A 16,782-nucleotide genomic window follows, 5' to 3' on the forward strand; every position below is an offset into this window, starting at 1 on the left:
CGTTGAGCCCAAGCAGCCAAAAGGAGAGGTTTCATGCTTACCATCGGACAAATGGCCCGCTGCCACGGGCTCACCACCAAGACTTTGCGCCACTACGACAGCATCGGTCTGTTCAGCCCGGCGGCCACCGGGCGCGACAACGGCTATCGCTATTACCGGCCGGAACAGATCGTTACGCTCGGGCGGATCATCTGGCTTAAACAATTGGGTCTGCCGCTGGAAGAGATTCGTGCACTGGCCGCCAACGGCGGGCTGGACAGTGTGATCAATCTGCGTGAAGCGCTCGAACAGCATGCGCAACAATTGAAGGCCGATATCCAGCGCAGTGAAAACGTCTTGGGACAATTGACCCGTTATCTTGCACAACCGGATCGTCCGTTGCCGGCCATGCAAATACCCGAACGGGTCGACTACCCGGCCCTGCGCATCATGGGCATGACCTGGCAGCAGGACGACGCAGGCACTATCGCCGAGATGTGGCAGCGCTTTGTGCCGCGAGAAGAGGAAATTCACCGACTGCACGAACCGCTCGGCACGTTCGGCGTGTGCCAACCACTGGAGGGCGGGCAATGGCGCTACATCGCCGGCCTGCCGGTGGGGCACGATGCGCCACTGGTGTCAGGCATGGTCGAATTGCTGATACCTGCTCGTCGGTACGCTCGCGTCGAACACCACGGCACCGTCACGACGCTGCCGGAAACCTTCCGCGCCGCCTACAGCGAATGGCTGCCTGCCGCCGGCATGACACCCGCCGAAGGGATCGAGTTCGAGTATTGCGGCGAGCGCTTTTTCGGCCCGATGGACCCGCGCAGCGTGGTCGAGCTGTACATCCCGTTGAAAGATTGAGGCAGTTGCCGAGGCCGCAGAAGCGGCCTCAGCGATTGGCCACCAAATGCGCGCCAAACAACAGATAGCAACCGCCCGCCAGACGATCCAGCCATTGACGTGACCGCTCGTAAACACCGGCTACCCGTCGGCTGGCGAAAAACAGTGCCACGCTGCAATACCAACTGAACGACAGAGTCGCCATGGTCATCACCGCTAGTGCCAGCAGCAACGGCGGCACATGGGCCGGCATGGCGGTAGCAAAAATTGTCGCGACGAACAGTGCCGATTTCGGGTTGGTCATGTTGCCGAGAAAGCCGCGGCTATAAACACCCAGATACGTTTGTTTCGCAACATCCGCCGCACCGGGGACAAGCGCAGCCTTGCGCCGGAACTGCTTGAGACCCAGATAGATCAGGTAGCAACCGCCGGCAATCTTGAAGCCCAGATACAACGTCGGTGCAGCGCTGAACAGCGTCTTGATGCCCAAACCGCCGGCCAGCCCCCACAGTACCGTGCCGGTCGCCACACCCAGTGCCGCCACCACACCATGTCGACGAGACTGACTGGCCGCGAGCTGAGCAATATTGAAGAAGTTGGGACCGGGCGTGACTACGGCAACCGTCCACAACAACGCCAGCGACAGTAACGGAGCGAGATAACCGGTAACGGAAAGGTCCATGGGACACGTGCCTGATTGGTTCGACAAGGTCCCTACCTTGCTACATCCGTTGAAGGTTTTCCATCAACGAAATTCAAACATCGAGGGTCTTGCCGTCCACCGAATCGCCAATCTTCAGGAAATGCCCACCCGCCACATGGTGCAAGGTGCGCAAACCATCATGCCCTTCGAAATGCCAGCGCCCTTCGCTGAACACACGCTCATCGGCATGGGCGGCAATGACTTCGGCGAGGAACAGGTCGTATTGCTCATGATTGCGCGGCTCCGGCAGCAAGCGGCATTCGAGCCAGGCAACGCAGCCGTTGAGCAGCGGCGCCTCGACGAGTTCACCGTTGAAGGTTTTCAACCCGTACGCCTGAAACTTGTCCTGACCCTGGCTTTGGCTGATTTCCAGGCCCGACGTATTGCCGACGGTCTGCACGATGTCGGCCTGATCGACGCACGGCACATTGAGCACGAAGGTGCCGGAGGCTTCGAGCAGTTGCCGGGTCCAGGTGGATTTGTCGAGTACGACGGCAACTTTCGGTGGTTCGAAATCCAGCGGCATCGCCCACGCGGCAGCCATGATGTTGCGCTGGCCATCGTGGGCGGCGCTGACCAGAACGGTCGGCCCGTGATTGAGCAGGCGATAGGCTTTGTTCAGGGGAACCGGGCGGCGGTGAGAGTCGCTCATGGGGATCTGCTCCGGGGAAAAGGAACAGATTGTAGCGCCAACGCAAATTTGTAGGAGTGAGCCTGCTCGCGATCACGGTCTTACATTCAACATTTGTGCTGACTGATACACCGCTATCGCGAGCAGGCTCACTCCTACAAGGTTTAGTGCAGGTCAGTGGGACAGTTGATTGGCGAACTGGCCGACGGCATTCACGACTTTCTGCGCGCCATCCTGAATCTCGACGATCACCGTACCGGCCTCCGCCGCCAGCGCCAGCCCTTGCTCGGCCTGGAGCTTGCCGTCGGTCATCAGCGCCACGGCGTTACGCGCCATTTCCTGGTTCTGCCGCACGACACCTACAATCTCTTCGGTCGCCTGGCTGGTGCGTGACGCCAGTTGCCGCACTTCGTCGGCCACCACCGCAAACCCCCGGCCCTGCTCGCCTGCACGGGCGGCTTCAATGGCGGCGTTGAGCGCCAGCAGGTTGGTCTGTTCGGCAATCCCGCTGATGGTTTTGACGATGGTGCCGATCACCAGCGATTGCTCGTTCAGCGCTTCGATGCCTTCACCGGCGGCCTGCATGTGCCGCGACAAGTCGCGCATCACGTTGACCGCTTCGGTCACCACGGTAGTGCCACGCTGCGCCGTGCTGTCAGTTTGTTGCGAGGTGCTGTAGGCAATGCTGGCCGCATCGGCAACGGCTTGTTCGCGGTTGACCTGATCGGTGATCACCGTGGCGAACTTCACCACTTTGTACAGTTTGTTGTTGGCATCGACCACCGGGTTGTAGGACGCCTCCAGCCACACGGTACGACCATGGCTGTCGACTCGCTTGAAGCGCTCGGCCACGAATTCGCCGTTGTTCAAGCGGCGCCAGAAGTTCTGGTACTCGGCGCTGTTGTACTCCTCGGGAGTGCAGAACATACGGTGATGTTTGCCCTTGATCTGCGCCAGGCTATAACCCATGCCACTAAGGAAGCGCTCGTTGGCGCTCAGCACGTTACCGTTGAGGTCGAACTCGATCAACGCGGTGGAACGCACCAGTGCGCCGATCAGGTTTTCGTGCTCGCGGGACGCTTCGATGGTGCGGGTCAGGTCACTGGAGAAGATCGAGATGTGCTTGATGCGTCCATCGGAAGAGCGCACAGGCTGGGCGATCGAACGCAGCCAGGCCTCTTCGCCATTACCACGCAACAGGCGCACGGCCCCGGCAAAATGCTCGCCTCGGCTCATGGCGCTCTTGAAGCGGCGGTAGAACTCGTCGGATTTGACGTGAACCGGCACGATGTCTTCAAGCGCACGGCCAATCAGGTCATGGCTCTTGTAGAGCATCTCGGTGAGGAAGTTCTGGTTGACCGACTGAATCCGTCCATCGGGTTCGAGGGTCAGCACCAGCATCTCGCTTTCCAGGCTTTCCTTCACTTGCAGAAGGCTGGAGAGTTCTTCACGAAGAGCGGCCAGCTCTTGCTTCAAGCGTTTGTTGAACATGGGAAAGCACCGATGGCAGGTAGAAAGCGGGTATGCAGCCTAACCATCGGCCTTGAAAACCATTTCTGAAGAGCACTTGAGACTCATCAGTCAAAAATAGTTCGGGCCCATTGCGCTCAAGCAGTCCCGGCCACCTGACACTGCTCCGTACGCGGCATTTTCGAACCGAAATAAGCCGCACTGAGAATGCCCACCACGCCCATCACCGCGCAGAACATTACGCAGATCCATGGACTCCACGGCATCAGACCGATCAACAAAAGCGGGGTGATACTCGCCCACGCGGCGTAGGCAATGTTGTAGGTGAAGGAGATACCCGATACGCGAATGCGCGCCGGGAACAAACCGACCATCACCGACGGCACCGCACCGACAACACCACACGCCAGACCGGCCACGGCGTAGGCCAGACCGACCCAATCGCCACCCATGATCAAGCAGCCGTAAAGCACGGCGATGCCCAGCGGCAGCAGCAGGCTATACAGCATGACCGTGCGCCAGGCACCGATGCGATCGACCAAGAGACCGGCGATCACGCAACCGATATTGAGGAAAACGATGCCCAAGGCGCTCAGGGCGAAGGTATGGCTGGCGGTCATGCCGAAGGTTTTCTGCATCATGGTCGGGGTGATGACCACAAACACCACCACCGCCGAAGTCAGTACGCAGGTCAGCAACATTGCCGGCAACATCGCCAGCCGATGCTCGCGCAGCACCGTGCGCAGCGGCAGTTCGACCCGAGCTTCACGCTGCGCTTCCATGGCCATGAACACCGGGGTTTCGCTGAGCCAGCGGCGCAGATAGACGCCGATCACACCGAACACGCCACCCAGCAGGAACGGATAGCGCCAGGCGTAATCGAGGATTTCCGCCGGGGTGAAGACTTGCGCGAGGAACGTCGCGGTCAGCGCACCGATCAGGTAACCGAAGGTCAGTCCGGCCTGCAAAAAGCCCAAGGCATAACCGCGATGCCCGGTCGGCGCGTGTTCAGCGACAAACACCCAGGCGCTCGGCACTTCACCACCGACCGCCGCACCTTGCAGGATGCGCAGCGCCAGCAATAGCAGCGGCGCGAAATAGCCGATCTGGGCATACGTCGGCATGATCCCGATCAGCAGGCACGGCAGCGCCATCATCAGGATGCTCAGGCTGAAGACTTTCTTGCGCCCGAGACGATCAGCGAAATGCGCCATCAGAATTCCGCCCAGTGGCCGCGCCAGATAACCGGTGACGAAAATTCCGAAGCTTTGCAGCAGGCGCAGCCATTCGGGCATTTCCGGCGGGAAGAACAACTGACTGAGGGTCAGGGCGAAGAACACGAAGATGATGAAATCGTAGATTTCCAACGCACCGCCCAGGGCCGCAAGGCCGAGGGTCTTGTAGTCGGAACGGCTGAACGGCGCAGGTTTGGCCGTGGTTTGGGCAGTCATGGCAAAGAACTCTGGCAGGCAAAAAACCAAGGCGCCCATGGTCTACGCAAATGGCCGGATGGACAACCCGTTAGACCATAGTCCCGGTTTTGCAAAAGCTGCTCACAAAGCATTGGCAGTTGAATTACTGTTGAGACTTGGCGAATCCCACAGTCAAAACCCTGTAGGAGTGAGCCTGCTCGCGATAGCGTTTTTACATTCAACAGGTGTATCGACTGACTCGACGCCATCGCGAGCAGGCTCACTCCTACGGGGGGATGTGTGATTCGTCCGCAAGACCACAATAACCATAAAAATCCGAGGTACTCCCGTGGCCGTTGATATCGAAGATAGCCGCTCTGCGCGCTTTGCCTTGCGCTGTTCAAGCTTTGCCGAACGCTGGTTTCCCGATTCCTGGGTCTTCGCCGCGTTGGCCGTCATTATCGTTGCGTTGGCCACTTTGGCCATGGGCGCCAAACCCACCGATGCCGCGATGGCCTTCGGTGACGGGTTCTGGAGCCTGATCCCGTTCACCATGCAGATGGCTTTCGTGGTGATCGGCGGTTATGTGGTCGCCAGCTCGCCACCCGCGGTCAAACTGATTGATCGTCTGGCACGCATCCCGAAAAACGGTCGCTCCGCCGTGGCCTGGGTCGCGCTGATTTCGATGGTCGCGTCGTTGCTCAACTGGGGCCTGTCGCTGGTGTTCGGCGGTTTGCTGGTGCGTGCCCTCGCCCGCCGCACCGATCTGAAAATGGATTATCGCGCCGCTGGCGCCGCTGCCTATCTGGGCCTTGGTGCGGTGTGGGCGCTGGGTCTGTCATCGTCGGCCGCGCAGTTGCAGGCCAACCCCGCCAGCCTGCCGCCGTCGATTCTGTCGATCACCGGGGTGATTCCGTTCACCGAAACGATTTTCCTCTGGCAGTCCGGCGTCATGTTGCTGGCGCTGATCGTGATCTCGATCATCATCGCCTACGCCACCGCCCCCGGGCCGAACTCCGCGCGTGATGCCAAGGCCTGCGGCATCGACCCGGCCTTCAACCTGCCGCCGCTGCAACCGCGCACGCGGCCGGGAGAGTGGCTGGAACACAGTCCGCTGCTGATCATCGTGCTGGTACTGCTGGCGGCGGGATGGCTGTTCCACGAGTTCTCGACTAAACCGGCGATCACCGCGATTTCCGGGCTCAACACTTACAACTTCCTGTTCATCATGCTCGGCGCGCTGTTGCACTGGCGCCCGCGCAGCTTTCTCGATGCGGTGGCCCGCGCGGTGCCCACCACGACCGGCGTTCTGATTCAGTTCCCGTTGTACGGCTCGATCGCCGCGCTGATGACCACCGTCAAAGGTGCCGATGCGCAAACCCTCGCGCATCACATCTCGACGTTCTTCGTCAGCATCGCTTCCCACGACACTTATGCCCTGCTGATGGGCGTGTACTCGGCGATTCTCGGTTTCTTCATTCCATCCGGTGGCGGCAAGTGGATTATCGAGGCGCCGTACGTGATGCAGGTCGCCAATGATCTGCAGTACCACCTCGGCTGGGCAGTGCAGATCTACAACGCGGCCGAAGCGCTGCCGAACCTGATTAACCCGTTCTACATGCTGCCGCTGCTCGGCGTACTCGGGCTGAAAGCGCGAGACCTGATCGGATTCTCCTTTGTGCAATTGCTGGTGCACACGCCGCTGGTGCTGCTGTTGCTGTGGGCGTTGGGGACGACGCTGGCGTATACGCCGCCAGTGATGCCTTAACCCAAGCGGGGCGCAGTCATGATGGCCGCGCCCCACACTTTTCTCCTGAAACAGCCCTGTGTCGGGCTGCCTGTCGCAAATAATGGCTCAGAGCCATCATCCTGCTTTACCGCATCGCTCCCTCGGTAATATTCTGCGCGCCCATAAATGTTTCCATTTTTTACCAAGCGCAAAGGGAGTTCGTTGCAATGATCGTAGGGATTGACCTGGGAACCACCAACAGCCTGGTCGCCGTCTGGCGTGGCGATGCCACCGAGTTGGTGCCCAATGCCCTGGGTCAGTTCCTGACACCGAGCGTTGTCGGCCTGGATGATCAGGGCCGGATTCTGGTGGGTCAGGCGGCGCGCGAGCGTCTGCACACGCATCCGCGCCTGACCGCGTCGCTGTTCAAGCGCCACATGGGCAGCGCCACGCAAACGTATCTGGCCGACAAGGCGTTTCGCCCGGAAGAGCTGTCCGCGCTGGTGCTCAAGAGTCTGAAAGAAGACGTTGAACGCGCCTATGGCGAAACCGTCACCGAAGCCGTGATCAGCGTCCCGGCCTACTTCAGCGACGCTCAACGCAAAGCCACGCGCATCGCCGGCGAACTGGCCGGGCTGAAGGTCGAGAAGCTGATCAACGAACCAACCGCCGCTGCCCTCGCCTATGGACTGCACCAGCGCGACAAGGAAACTTCGTTCCTGGTCTTCGACCTCGGTGGCGGCACGTTCGACGTGTCGATTCTGGAGCTGTTCGAAGGGGTCATGGAAGTGCGCGCCAGCGCCGGTGACAACTTCCTCGGTGGCGAAGACTTCGACACGGTGCTGCTGGAGCACTTCATCAGCCAGCACCGTTCGGCCGCCGACTTCCCTGAGCGCAGCAGCGTCATCCAGCCGCTGCGTCGCGAGGCCGAACGCGTGCGCAAGGCGCTGGGCCAGGACGACAGCGCCGAATTCCGCTTGCAGCTCGGTGAGCGGCAGTGGACGCAAACCATCACCCAGCAACAGTTGGCAACGCTGTACATGCCGCTGCTCGAACGCCTGCGTGCGCCGATTGAGCGGGCGCTGCGCGATGCGCGTATCCGCGTCAGCGATCTGGACGAAATTCTGTTAGTCGGCGGCACCACGCGCATGCCGCTGGTGCGCAAACTCGCTGCCGGGCTGTTCGGCCGCTTCCCGTCGATCACCCTCGACCCGGATCAGGTCGTGGCACAGGGCGCGGCGATTCAAGCGGCACTCAAGGCTCGCGCCGCTGCGCTTGAAGAAGTGGTGCTGACCGATGTCTGCTCCTACACCCTGGGCATAGAGACCTCCACACAGGTCGGCCGTAACTATGAGAGCGGCCATTACCTGCCGATCATCGAGCGCAACAGCATCGTCCCGGTCAGTCGGGTGAAAACCGTGTACACCCTGCACGACAATCAGGAACAGGTGGTCGTGCGCATCTTTCAGGGCGAAAGCCGCCTGGTCAAAGACAACGTGGCACTCGGCGAACTGGACATCAAGGTGCCGAAACGCAAGGCCGGCGAAGTCGCTCTCGATGTGCGTTTCACCTACGACAACAACGGTCTGCTCGAAGCCCAGGTAAAGATTCCCCTGACCGGGCAACAGCATTCGCTGGTCATCGAGAACAACCCGGGCGTGCTCACACCGGAAGAGATTCAGCAGCGCCTGCAAAACCTCGCACAACTGAAAATTCATCCGCGCGAGCAGCAGGTCAACACGCTGTTGAGTGCGCGTCTGGAGCGCCTCTATCAGGAAAGCCTGGGCGATATGCGTGATCTGATGGGCGATTGGGCCAAGCAATTCCAGATCGCGCTCGACTCTCAGGATGAACGCCAGATCCGTGAAGTGCGCACCGACTTGAGCCGACGCCTGAGCGAACTTGATCGCACTCCGTGGCAATAAGGAGCCTGGCCATGGATTGCTGGTCGGTGCTGCACCTGCCCGATGACGCTGAAGCCCGCGACATCAAACGCGCCTATGCGCGTCTGCTGAAAACCTTCCGCCCCGATGAGGATGCCGAGGGTTTCCAGCGTTTGCGCGAAGCCTACGAACAAGCGTTGGCGATTGCCCGGTGGCGCCTTGAAAACGCTGAGCCTGCGGACGAAGAAGACGTCGCCGTGGCCACGGCCTCCAGCACTTTTGCCGCGCTGGCACTCGATGCTGCGCTGGCAAACAAACACAGCCACCTGCAAAACCAGCCATGGGATGTTGCCGCCCCTGAGTTTCCGCCCGTCAGCCCGGCCGCCCCGGAGCCGTTCGTGCCGCCCGAAAAGGACGAGGTTCTACGTGTCGAGCCCATGGCCGCGGACAGGCATGTAGATGCGCACGCTGTTGAAACGCAAGCCGCACAGCAACTGCTCGAAGGCCTGTCGCCAGACAACCTCGACGAGCGTTGGGATCAGGCGCAACAGCAAGGCTGCGCCAAGGCGTTCGAAAGGCTGTTGCTGCAACTGTGTTTTGAACAGCCGCAGCTGCGCGCTCCGGTGCTGCACTGGGCCGTCGAGCAACTGGGATGGTTGGGGCCGTGGCAAGACGTGCTGATGAATGATCGTCAGCGTGACGGGCTCGCCGAGAGCCTGATGGCCGATTACCGAAACACCCTGCAAGCGCTGCTGGAAAGCCAGAGCGAGCGCGAATTCCTCAACGTGCTCAAACGCTACAGCGCCCAACCGTGGCTACAGGTTTTCGATCGCCGCGAACAATGGCAGCAAAGCCTGCTGTACTTGCTCAACGACAGCGAGTGGAGCGTGCCGCTGTTCGACCGAATCGGCCAGCTGTTCGGCTGGGATCACAACAAACGTCTGCACCCGCAACCGGACTGGCTCTGGGAGGCGTTGATCGAACGCTGCGATCAGGAAAGCTTCTACGACAATCTGCGGGCCAAGGCTGAAAGCGATCGCACCTGGGCTGCCGACGTGCAAGCGGCGCATATGCTGATCAACCCGATGAAGCCCGGACAACAGAAGAAACTCATCGACGAGTTTGGTCAGAATGAATGGCAGGCCTGCCACGATCTGTCGGAAAAACTCACGTGGCGTTTCCCGGCACTGCTCGCACGATTGCCCTACGCCGACGCTTTTTACTGGCGGCGCTTTTTTCCACGTCCCATCGCCGCCGAAACCTGGGTACGGGTGTGGGCCGCCATCGCGTTGGCGCTGAGCCTGTTCTATCTGGGTTTAGAGAACAGAACAGCCGCAAACCTTATCTTCATTCCGATGACATTTGCCTGTGTACCCGTATGGTTTTTCCGCTTTGCACTGAGTTGGTGGGTAGTGCTTACATCCCACGTGATCGTTGCGGATCTATGGCTTACCGAAGGACTGATTCCACGCCAATGGAACCCTGACACCCGCTGGCTGGTAATACGTCACGGGGTGCCACAGGTGGTCATGGTGCTGCTGTTTTCTCTGTTGCTCGGGCCGCTCGGGGCACTGACTTACGTCACAGTGATGCTGATCGGCCTGGTGCATAAACGGCGTATTGGTTCGCTCGACCCGGAACTCAGCAGCCGGCGCCCATGGCTGACAGCGCTGCATTGGGCGCATTTCAGTCCTTTGCAATTGGTGGTTCTGGTCGTCATGACGGCGATTACGGCCGCCAGCCGGCTAGGTTACTCGCTCAACTCGCTCATGCCCGGCTAGGTATACCGCGAGCCGACACACTGTCACCTAGCCGTCATATTCACTTGTTAGCGTCCGCCCGAAACATACTGAAACAATTAAGCTGAGCGGGCTGATAGATGAAAGACGAAACAGATGGCACTGACGCACCTGAATCCGAAACCCCCACCGACACCAGTCGCCGCCGCTTCCTCGGTGGCGTCGCGGTGCTCGGTGTTGGCGCGACGCTGGCCGGATGCGGCAACGCCAGTGACCAATCCGGCAAACCGGCCGAGCGCCCGCTGACGCCCGCCGAGCTGGACAAAGCCCTGCGCGATCAGGTGAAAACCGTGGTGGTGATCTACGCCGAGAACCGCAGTTTCAATAACCTGTTCGGCGATTTCCCCGGCGTCGAAAAGCCACTGTCGGCGCTCAAGCCTGACGACTATCAGCAACGCGACCGCGATGGCAGCGTGCTGCAAACCCTGCCGCCGGCCTGGGGCGGTGTGCTGCAAATCGGCCCGCAAACGCTCGATGGCGTGACCTATCCCAGCGCCACACAGTTTCAGGAAAACCTGCCCAACGCGCCATTCGCCCTCAAAGGCCCGAACGGCGAAGACTTGCCGTTCGGCCTGGTGACTCGCGATTTGTGGCACGTGTTCTATCAGAACCAAATGCAGATCAATGGCGGCAAGAACGATGGCTTCGTCGCCTGGGCCGACTCCGGTGGCTTGACCATGGGCCACTACGCCCAGAGCCGCTATTCCCTGCGGCTGTGGGATGTCGCTCAGGAATTCGTGTTGTGCGACAACTTTTTCCAGGGCGCCTTCGGTGGCTCATTCCTCAATCACCAATACCTGATCAGCGCCACCGCGCCGTTCTACCCTGACGCTGCCAATTCTGTCGCCAAGTCGCAGATCGCCACCCTGCAAAGTGCTGATCCGGCCGACTCGCGACTCAAGCCGCTGGAACAATCACCGGCCAGCGCCATGACCGGCCCGCCGCAGTTCGGCCCGAGTGCGCTGACCCCAGACGGTTTTGGCGTCAACACCCTCGCCCCGCCCTACTGGCCCACCTGGATTCGCGACCCGGAGCGTCCGGCGTATTCCAAACCGGATCTGCCCAACGTCATGGTGCCGCAGACCCACGAACACATCGGCGACAAACTGTCGAAGAAGAACATCGATTGGGCCTGGTACGCCGGGGCATGGCAGGCAACGCTGGAGCAATACAAGGACTCCGGTGGCATTCCCAAGATTCCGAACTTTCAGTATCACCATCAGCCGTTCAACTACTTCAAGCAGCAAGGCCCGGAAAACCCGGACGAGCGCAATAAACGCCTGCGCGACGCCGGTTTGGGTGACGAGTCGAGTACCAACAGGTTTTTCGCCGACGCCGAGGCCGGCAAGCTACCGGCCGTGAGCTTCTACAAACCGCAGGGCAACCTGAACATGCACGCCGGTTACGCCGATGTCGCCTCCGGTGACCGGCATATCGTCCGTGCGCTGAAGGTACTGCGCGAAAGTCCGCAGTGGAAAAACATGGTGGTGATCGTCACGGTCGACGAAAACGGCGGCTGGTGGGACCACGTCGCGCCGCCCAAGGGCGACCGCTGGGGCCCGGGATCGCGGGTGCCGGCTCTGGTGGTGTCACCGTTTGCGCGCAAGGGCACGGTGGATCACACAATTTACGACACGGCGTCGATCCTGCGGTTGATCACCCGAGTGTTCCAGCTTGAGACCCTCAACGGCCTCAAGCAGCGTGACGAGGCGATGATAGCCCGTGGCCAGAAACCCATGGGCGATCTGACCAACGCCCTGCATTTTCGGGCCTGAGGACGCGTTCTGCGGTGTGGCGCAAATTTCTGTGAATGACGGCTTTTCTGTGCAACACGGCTGATCCACTATGAGGCGCCCCCCGCCCCGCGGGGAACCACGCTGAAAAGGATCTGAGCATGTTCAAACTCGCAGGACTGATTCCCACAACACTGGCCCCCACAGCACTGGCCCTCGCCGCGCTCACGCTGAGCGCGGCCGCCCACGCCGATGTCGACTTGAAACTGGGCAGCACCGAACGCGTCACCCGCCTCTTCGCCTACCCCAACAACTGCAGCGTGATCTGCTTTCGCAACTGGACGCTGGAGCAGACCGTCGCGCATTACCTGAGCCAGAGCGTGCAACGCGACGGTTATGCCAATGCCAAAGTGCTAGTGAAAAACGACAACGACCAGCTCTACGCCAAAATCAGCGGCGTGCCGGCCGGTTACGACAAACCGCTGTCCGCGCTGCTCGATGCCGGTGATCTCGCTTACGCCGGCGCCAGCAAACTCAACGCCGACGGCAAATGGGCGTACAGCTGGTATCTGTTCCTGCCGTTGGGCATGGCCCTGGAAAATCGCAAAAGTGTCGAATTGCTGCACTTCCCGCCGGATTACTCGCTGACCCAGGCTCAGGATTATCTGCGTTCAAACACCACCGACCGGTGGGCCACGCTGTTGACGGTCAATGGCATCCCCGCCGGGCAGACCCCGGCCTATCAGACCATCATCGACATAGCGCCGATCGCCGCGCCCGCCAGCGCCGGCAGTGATCTGGAAGGCGTTTATGACTACTTCAAGGACTACCAGACCACGCTGGTCAAACAATTCAGCCAAACCTCCAGCGGCAAGACACTGCCGATGGTGGCTTTCGGCGCGCCGGTACGGAACTGGATCAAGCAGCAATACGGGCCGACGGTCAGCGTACTGGGCCTGGCGACCATCAGCCCGAGCGCGGGCGTGAACGTGCCGGTGCTGGGATCGAACCATCCGAGTTACATCTGGTACGCCGCCGACCCGAAAAGCTATACCGGCGACGATGCACAGGCCAAAGCTGACGCCGCCGGCCTGAAAGTCATGGGCCAGGATTTGAGCGCCGCCTGTTGGCAAGCCAATATGGGCAGCAGACCAGGCAGCAACGCGCAGACCACCCTCAGCAACTGCACGCAGACCTGGCAAGTCACGCAAAAAGCGAAAACCTGCGAGCTGTTCTACACCTCAATCCGCAACCTGACGCCGGAACAGGCCGCCGCCAAATGCGCGACCACGCCGATCAAAGCGCAGCTGCAGCAGCTGAAGGCGCCGATGCCAGACACCGCGGTGCCCGCTCCGCACCTGTAACCGCTCAAGCACCATTCCCGTGTCAGTCATCACTGACACGGGAAAGCGTCTATTTCGCCTGTCAGATCTGACAGTAGACGTGGCAATAGTTTTTACGACAGGATTGGATCCAAACAGCCATGTTGCAGAACTGACAGGACGTCAGTGCAAGGAAGTCGCAGCATCTTCCAACAAGGATTGTTATGAATACCCACGCGTTTGCAGGATCCGTCCCTCACGATACCGAGGGCATTTACCCGTTCGCAGGGTTACCCGTACGGCTGGGCTTTCCCTCCTTCGCCGACTTTGAAATCCTCCACGATGAGTACGCCACCCCAACCGGGGTCGCGGCGCGCCGGGAATTTCTGCATACCAGCCGCATGTGCCGGGTGTCGGGACAACTGCTGCCCTACCGCTGTCGCCAGACCCGACAACTGCTGACCGGCATCCATATCTACGATCCACGCTTTTGTGGATTGCTCGAACACGCCTGCGACCCGAACGTGTTTCTCGACATGAGCGAACTCTGGCTGTGGGCCTTGAAAGATATCCACAGGGGCGAGCGGCTGACCATGGATTACGCCGCCACCGAAGACAAACTGCTACGCCAGTTCGCCTGCGGTTGCGGTTCTTCGCGCTGCCGTGGGTGGATCACCGGTTACAACGAACCACCCACCCTTGAAGGTCAGCATTATCTGCAACGCTGGCGCGGCCATGGCCTGGGTTGAGCAGTGCTTTCAGATTCAGGCTACAACGCACCTACCGGACGCAAACGGTATTGCGGCGGCAATTGCTCGAAACCGCTGATGGTCGTGTTCAGGCTTTTCCAGCGGCCATCCTTGATGCCGTAGATGCAGCCGTGGATCGACAGGCTCTGCCCACGATGCCAGGCGTTCTGAATGATGCTGGTGTGCGCAACGTTGGCCACTTGCTGGACCACGTTGAGTTCGCACAGACGATCGACCTGCTCTTCTTCGGTCGGCAACTTGGCCAGTTCCTCGCGCTTTTCGTAGTACAGGTCGCGGATCGAGCGCAGCCAGCCATCGATCAGGCCGAACTGACGGTCCTGCATCGACGCACGCACACCGCCACAACCGTAGTGACCAGTCACCAGAATGTGTTTGACCTTGAGCACGTCCACCGCGTACTGGATCACCGACAGGCAGTTGAGGTCGGTATGCAGCACCACGTTGGCGACGTTACGGTGTACGAACAGATCGCCCGGCAACATGCCGACGATTTCATTGGCCGGCACCCGTGCGTCGGAACAGCCGATCCACAGATACTCAGGCGTTTGCTGACGCGCCAGCTTGGCGAAGAAATCCGGGTCTTCCTTGGTGATCGCGTCAGCCCAACGCTCGTTGTTATCAATCAGGTCTTGTAAGTCGTGCATATGTAAGGCCTCAAGAAAGATGCGCAGCTTTGACAGACGACCGTCGGTCGGGGTCACGAAAGGATCGCAAGTGTTTTCGTTGGAATTCTCGTGTGCCGGGTGAGTCCACCTAGTAAGGCCCACACTATGAGGATTTGCCATGACTGATTCACGACGCCCTTACGATGCGGTGCAACCGGAGCCCATCGATGATAACGAAGACCGCATGGGATCGGTGCACGAGCTGGATTTCGACGACGAAGAGCCCAGCGCGAAGATTGGCGATGAGATTCCGGAGCGGGAACGCGAACAATTGATGCCCGATGAGCGCGTGCGTGAGGCCGGGCTTACCGGCGCATCGACCGCTGATCATGAACCTACCGACGATGACTTGAGCCCGGAAACCCTGATCCATGAAGATGGCGCGCGGGATGCCGAGGAGGCTGGCGAAGACAATCCGGCGGACTGGGATCTGAGCTTGGTCGATGAAGATGACATCGGCGGCGGCAATGGCCTGGATGAGGCTGAACTGGCGCGGCGCGATCCGCTGGATGGCAACCGCTGATCATCGTTTCAGATAGATCGCTATCGCGGGCAAGCCCGCTCCCACAGTGATTGGAGTCGTACGCAGATGATGTGCTCGACGCGATACCTGTGGGAGCGGGCTTGCCCGCGATGCTTTAACTTTTTAATCGACCAACGTGCAGGCCATGACCACGGCATCTTCGCGCCCGCCAACAGCCGGATAATAATCCCGGCGCCGGCCAATTTCGTTGAAGCCATAACGCTCATACAACTTGAACGCAGCTGTATTGCTGTCACGCACTTCGAGAAAGCACTCGCGAGCTTCAGCTGCATACGCCCGCGACATCAGATGCTCCAGCAAGGTCAGCCCCAGCCCGCGCCCCTGATTCTCCGGTTTGACCGTGATGTTGAGCAGATGCGCCTCATCGAGAATGATCTGCACCACGCCGTGGCCGACCTGCTGCTGACCTTCGAACATCAGCCAGATCTGGTATTTGCCCAGCCCGTCGAGAAAAATCCCGCGGGTCCACGGATGGCTGTACGCCGCATATTCGATCTTCAATACAGCGTCCAGGTCCGCCTCGGTCATCGGGCGGAACGATACAGCTTCACTCATTCGATTGTTTCCAGCGCGCCATCAGCCGACGCATGGCTTGCCACACAGCGGCCTTGCGCTGTGGCTCTTCCATTAACAACTCCAGACCGGGAATGGCCCAGGCCGAGCCCAGACCTTCGATCTGCAATTCACGATTGAACGCTTCGGCGTCCGCCTCACCGGCAAAGCGCACCGCCGGCAGGCCGATCAGCCACAGGCAAGCGCACGGCGCCGCTTCCATCTGTACCGAGAGAAAACCCTGGACGAAGTCGCGCGCCGCCTCCGGGCCTTGGTCCATGGTGCCGCGATTGAGCCACGGCCAGCGCACCGGCTCGCCGACGATTTGTGGCGCATCCGGCAGACCGGCGGCGCGCAGCATGTCTTTAAGCAGCAGATAGGCGGGATCGCGGCTCTGGAACGGCTCGCCTGTGGGTAACTCGACCAGTAGCAGGCAACGCCCGGCACGCAGCAATTGCAGAGCGAAACGCGGTGGCGGTACCGGCGCAGGCTTAGCCACAACGGGTGTGTCGTCGGCCTCTTCCACCGGTTTGGCGTTGGTTCGCGTACTGGCCAGCGAAGGGCGCGGCACTTCGATCTTTGGCCGTTCATTTGGACGCGCGGCAGGCTGCACGGGCGTTTCAGCCTGAGGTGCGAGCAAAACCGGCGCTTCTACCTCGGGCTCGGGCATGTCCAGCAGCTCGGGCCGCGACGGTGCGGCGAAGGGCAATTCGGTGCGCGGCAGCCAATTGACCACCTGCATGG

Annotated in this window: 15 protein-coding genes and 1 pseudogene; 8 read left to right on the forward strand and 8 right to left on the reverse strand. The window is 60.5% G+C overall.

From position 1 onward, the window contains the following. The first annotated feature begins 33 nt into the window (after nt 1-33). Nucleotides 34-846 (forward strand): MerR family transcriptional regulator, encoded by an 813-nt coding sequence (locus KI231_RS24735; protein ID WP_213026587.1) that lies wholly within the window; start codon nt 34-36, stop codon nt 844-846. 28 nt (nt 847-874) lie between these two features. Here the strand turns inward: KI231_RS24735 and KI231_RS24740 are convergent, their stop codons facing one another. The 5 genes and pseudogenes from KI231_RS24740 to KI231_RS24755 all read right to left on the reverse strand — a co-directional run bounded on the left by KI231_RS24740 (nt 875) and on the right by KI231_RS24755 (nt 5,080). Next, a complete protein-coding gene (locus tag KI231_RS24740) occupies nt 875-1,507 on the reverse strand; it encodes a LysE family translocator (RefSeq protein WP_103306053.1) in 633 nt (210 codons plus the stop codon). Nucleotides 1,508-1,580: 73 nt separating this feature from the next. After that, a complete protein-coding gene (locus KI231_RS24745) occupies nt 1,581-2,180 on the reverse strand; it encodes a flavin reductase family protein (RefSeq protein ID WP_103306052.1) in 600 nt (199 codons plus the stop codon). A 153-nt stretch (nt 2,181-2,333) separates the two neighbouring features. Continuing rightward, complete coding sequence (locus tag KI231_RS30445; protein ID WP_395602956.1) at nt 2,334-2,942, reverse strand: methyl-accepting chemotaxis protein; 609 nt, start codon at nt 2,940-2,942, stop codon at nt 2,334-2,336. Further along, nucleotides 2,922-3,650 (reverse strand): annotated as a pseudogene (locus tag KI231_RS30450) (PAS domain-containing protein); the annotation flags it as partial. The pseudogene KI231_RS30450 and the gene KI231_RS30445, both read right to left, overlap by 21 nt. Before the next feature lie 116 nt (nt 3,651-3,766). Further along, complete coding sequence (locus KI231_RS24755) at nt 3,767-5,080, reverse strand: MFS transporter (RefSeq protein WP_213026589.1); 1,314 nt, start codon at nt 5,078-5,080, stop codon at nt 3,767-3,769. A gap of 310 nt (nt 5,081-5,390) precedes the next feature. On the opposite strand from KI231_RS24755, the gene KI231_RS24760 reads away from it, so the two are divergent. The 6 genes from KI231_RS24760 to KI231_RS24785 all read left to right on the forward strand — a co-directional run bounded on the left by KI231_RS24760 (nt 5,391) and on the right by KI231_RS24785 (nt 14,256). Then, on the forward strand, nt 5,391-6,809 hold the full coding sequence (locus tag KI231_RS24760) for a short-chain fatty acid transporter (RefSeq protein ID WP_099757186.1): 1,419 nt from the start codon (nt 5,391-5,393) through the stop codon (nt 6,807-6,809). Between the two features lie 188 nt (nt 6,810-6,997). Beyond that, nucleotides 6,998-8,695, forward strand: a complete 1,698-nt coding sequence (locus KI231_RS24765) for a molecular chaperone HscC (RefSeq protein WP_213026590.1) — start codon at nt 6,998-7,000, stop codon at nt 8,693-8,695. Nucleotides 8,696-8,706: 11 nt separating this feature from the next. Further along, on the forward strand, nt 8,707-10,434 hold the full coding sequence (locus KI231_RS24770) for a J domain-containing protein (protein ID WP_213026591.1): 1,728 nt from the start codon (nt 8,707-8,709) through the stop codon (nt 10,432-10,434). A 98-nt stretch (nt 10,435-10,532) separates the two neighbouring features. Then, nucleotides 10,533-12,227 (forward strand): acid phosphatase, encoded by a 1,695-nt coding sequence (locus tag KI231_RS24775; RefSeq protein WP_213026592.1) that lies wholly within the window; start codon nt 10,533-10,535, stop codon nt 12,225-12,227. Between the two features lie 119 nt (nt 12,228-12,346). Next, nucleotides 12,347-13,549, forward strand: a complete 1,203-nt coding sequence (locus tag KI231_RS24780) for a hypothetical protein (protein WP_213026593.1) — start codon at nt 12,347-12,349, stop codon at nt 13,547-13,549. Between the two features lie 182 nt (nt 13,550-13,731). Then, nucleotides 13,732-14,256 (forward strand): SET domain-containing protein-lysine N-methyltransferase, encoded by a 525-nt coding sequence (locus tag KI231_RS24785; RefSeq protein ID WP_103306045.1) that lies wholly within the window; start codon nt 13,732-13,734, stop codon nt 14,254-14,256. Nucleotides 14,257-14,276: 20 nt separating this feature from the next. On the opposite strand, the gene can is transcribed toward KI231_RS24785, so the two are convergent. Further along, a complete protein-coding gene (gene can / locus KI231_RS24790) occupies nt 14,277-14,921 on the reverse strand; it encodes a carbonate dehydratase (protein ID WP_003228196.1) in 645 nt (214 codons plus the stop codon). 139 nt (nt 14,922-15,060) lie between these two features. Between can and KI231_RS24795 the strand changes: the two genes are divergently transcribed. Beyond that, complete coding sequence (locus tag KI231_RS24795; RefSeq protein WP_103306044.1) at nt 15,061-15,465, forward strand: serine kinase/phosphatase; 405 nt, start codon at nt 15,061-15,063, stop codon at nt 15,463-15,465. Between the two features lie 123 nt (nt 15,466-15,588). Here KI231_RS24795 and rimI read toward each other — a convergent pair whose 3' ends face one another. Further along, nucleotides 15,589-16,041, reverse strand: coding sequence for a ribosomal protein S18-alanine N-acetyltransferase (rimI, locus tag KI231_RS24800; protein WP_007961522.1), 453 nt, complete (start codon nt 16,039-16,041; stop codon nt 15,589-15,591). Further along, nucleotides 16,034-16,780: an energy transducer TonB gene (locus KI231_RS24805; RefSeq protein ID WP_213028838.1), complete on the reverse strand. Its 747-nt coding sequence runs from the start codon at nt 16,778-16,780 to the stop codon at nt 16,034-16,036. Before KI231_RS24805 ends, rimI begins: the two co-directional genes overlap by 8 nt. Nucleotides 16,781-16,782: the final 2 nt, after the last annotated feature.

The sequence above is a fragment of the Pseudomonas sp. Seg1 genome, assembly GCF_018326005.1.
Taxonomy (GTDB): domain Bacteria; phylum Pseudomonadota; class Gammaproteobacteria; order Pseudomonadales; family Pseudomonadaceae; genus Aquipseudomonas.